This window comes from Selenomonadales bacterium, from assembly GCA_017442105.1.
Lineage (GTDB): Bacteria > Bacillota > Negativicutes > RGIG982 > RGIG982 > RGIG982.
Genome location: JAFSAX010000150.1, coordinates 1 through 3,569, shown reverse-complemented (window position 1 = coordinate 3,569; position 3,569 = coordinate 1). Strand labels below are relative to the sequence as shown.

Here is a 3,569-nt window from a genome sequence, read left to right as displayed (position 1 = left end):
CTTACAAGCACTTATACATGAACCGACATTCCGCTTCGCTGTAGATAATAAGACATGGGGCAAGCTTCCGTTTGTTATTAAATTGGGCAATCTGGCAGTCCATACAGAACGTAGCGTGCAAGCTAGTGATGCACTTATTTCCTTGCAGGGACTTTTCGAATTCATTCAATGGGTAGACTATTGCTATGGCAAGGATTATGAAGAACGGCAGTTTGATGAAGCAAAAATCCCGCAAGAGCGTGTGATCGTTGATACCAAGAAAATCAAAGAACAGGAAAGTCTGCTCGGTGAAAAGGATGCTGAGATCGAGGCTCTGCGCAAAAAAATAGAGCAGATGTCTGAACAGCTTACTGCCGCTAAAGAACAGCATCAACAGGAACGTAACTTCGTGCCTGTCGATATCTCTGAGTTCAAAACGCGTAAAATCTATATAGATGTAGATATGAAGCTCATGGGATGGAAATTTGACGGTGCAGATGCTGATGTGCAAGAAGAATATCCCGTTGATGATATGATGGGGATTATTGGGCAACAAGGCTTTGTAGACTATGTCTTGTTTGGCAAAGACGGTATGCCGCTTGCAGTAGTAGAAGCGAAACGTTCCAGTAAAGACCCCAATATCGGTCGTAAACAGGCAATGCTGTATGCAGATTGCTTGGAACGTAAGTTTGGTCGCCGTCCTATAATGTTTACAACAAACGGATTTGAGACTTATTACTGGGACGATAAGAGTAGCCCACAACGCAAAGTAAGCGGTATATTCAGCAAGAACGATCTGCAGAAGCTGATGAATCGTCGCACAGAGCGAATGAATCTTACGAGTATACCAATCGACGAGAAAATTTCGGGACGTCACTATCAGATGGCTGCCATTCGTGCTGTATGTGAAAAGGCAGAAGAAGGATTCAGAAAACACCTTCTTGTCATGGCAACAGGTACAGGGAAAACAAGAACAGCCGCAGGCTTAACTGATGTTCTCAGTCGCGGTAAGCACATAACCAATATTCTGTTTTTGGCAGACCGTACTGCACTCGTAAAACAGGCTAAAGATGCTTTCAAAGACTATCTGCCGGATATGTCGCTTTGTAATCTTTGCTCCAACAAAGATGATCGTAATGCCAGAATCGTCTTTTCTACATATCCAACGATCTTGAATGCAATAGATAATACAAAGAAAGATAACGGTCAACGATTCTTTACGCCTGCACATTTTGACCTTATTATCATCGACGAGAGCCATCGCAGTATCTTCAAGAAATATAGAGCAATTTTCGAATACTTTGATGCAATATTGGTAGGATTGACGGCAACACCAAAAACAGATGTAGACCGCAATACCTATGAATTCTTTGAGATGGAGCATGGGGTTCCTACATACGCATATGATTATGAGACTGCAGTCTATCAAGACCATGTGCTTGTTCCATACTACAATTATGAAGTAAAAACGAAGTTCTTGGACGATGGTATTACATACGATGACTTATCAGATGAGGATAAGGAAAGATATGAAAGAGATTTCTTTGAAGATGGAGTCATGCCGGAGTTTATCTCGTCAACACTGATGAATAAATTCGTGTTCAATGAAACAACTGTCGATACAGTACTGCAAGACTTGATGGAACGCGGCATTCGTGTTGCGGGCGGTGACAGACTGGGCAAAACTATCATATTTGCACAGAATAAACGCCATGCAGAATTCATTTTGGAGCGATTCAATAAACTGTATCCTAAGTTCAAAGGAACCTTTGCACAGCGCGTTATCTGTGATGATGCGTATGCACAGACGATCATTGATGATTTCAAGATGCCTGATAAAGACCCGATCATTGCAGTATCGGTCGATATGATGGATACAGGAATAGATGTACCTGAATGTGTCAATCTCGTATTTTTCAAGAAAGTTCGTTCCAAAGTGAAGTTCTGGCAGATGATCGGTCGCGGTACTCGTCTTTGTAAGGGCTTGACTTGTATTGACCAAATTGACGGAGAATATACCGATAAGAAAAGATTCCTTATCTTTGATTACTGTGGTAATTTTGAATTTTTCCGTACCTATAAAGAAGGTTTTGAAGCTAAAGATGCTAAATCGCTGTCAGAGAATATCTTTGGCAAACGTGTTAGATTGGCGGTAATGTTACAGCACAGTGCATACGCAGGCGATGACTATCAATCATGGCGATCGGAACTGGCGAATGCATGTTTTGAACAGGTACAAGAGCTGAATACTGAATTGATTACAGTACGCTTGCGGTTACAGAGTGTTGAAAAATTCAAGAAGCCCGGTTCCTTCAACTATCTCAGCGAAGGAGACAAAGGGGAACTGCTTACAGACATAGCACCGATCGTCCACATGGATGATACCGATGAATATGCTAAGCGATTCGATAACTTCATGTATGGTATGATAATTGCTTGCATGGAACAAATGCCATCGTTTAAATATGCGAAAAAGCAGTTGTGTAACATGGGGACGTTGCTAGAAGGAAAAGTCAGCATTCCACAGGTCAAAGAAAAGCTCCCGCTCATCAAAGACCTCAATACTGATGAATTCTGGGAAGCAAATGATATTCTGTTGTTTGAAAAAGTAAGAAAAGAACTGCGTGACCTCGTCAAGTTTTTAGATGATGGTGACGGAAAACCGATAATCGTTACACATTTGGTTGATCCTGTTATTGATAAAAAAGAGGGCGAGCAGTTAGACCCTGCATATGATTTTGAGGATTATCGTGTGAAGGTCAATCGCTATGTCAATGAACACGGTAATACGATGGCTATTTACAAGCTCACACATAATATTCCTCTTGCGCCTGGAGACTATCAAGAATTAGAACGTGTGTTGACTAGTGAACTGGGCACACAGGAAGATTATAAGAGAGAATTCGGTGATACACCGTTTGGTTTGTTGGTAAGAAAGATCGCTAAAATGGATCGCGGTGCTGCTATGGAAGCTTTCTCACAATTCATCAACGATCAGTCACTAAAAGCAAACCAGATCGCATTTGTTGAGAAGATCATCAACCATATTGAGTTGAATGGGTATATGGAAAGTCCGACAATGCTCATGAAACCACCATTCGATAAACCGTTAAGTTTTGCTAAGCTGTTTGACCTCAAAACGCAAACGGCGATCGTGGGCGCAATCAACAAAGTCAGAGATAACGCTGTTATTGTTAGTGCGTAGATTGAATAGGTGAAATTCGCCTTATTATATGCAATGGGTGCAATAAAATGTAAACGAACTGCATTGTGGAGAGCGAAGACGATGAAAATTTGACATAAGTTGATTCTAAGGGAGTGAGTAAAGTGGCAAAACCTAGAAAAAGGCCTAAATATGAGAAAATAACTAAGCGTTGGGGTGGTATGGATGTGCGGTATGAGTATGGTAAAAAAATTAGCACATGGTTAACTGCCTTTGATAAAGATGAACAACCGCAATTACTCACTCTTCTTAAATATTTTTATTATTATAGTGAGAAGAAATTGAAAGAAAAAGCTAAAGCGTTAAAGAAATTAGTTGAATCGAAATGTGAAAATCCTGTATTCATTCCTATTATTAAAGAGGTGGG

General features: G+C 40.7%; 2 protein-coding genes. Both read left to right on the top strand.

What is annotated here, in order from left to right; translation table 11 throughout:
• The coding region (locus tag IJN28_05975; GenBank protein ID MBQ6713314.1) for a DEAD/DEAH box helicase family protein at positions 1 to 3,184 on the top strand (3,184 nt) is incomplete at its 5' end.
• 122 nt (positions 3,185 to 3,306) lie between these two features.
• Positions 3,307 to 3,569 (top strand): hypothetical protein (locus IJN28_05970; protein ID MBQ6713313.1); only part of this gene is annotated, 263 nt, incomplete at its 3' end.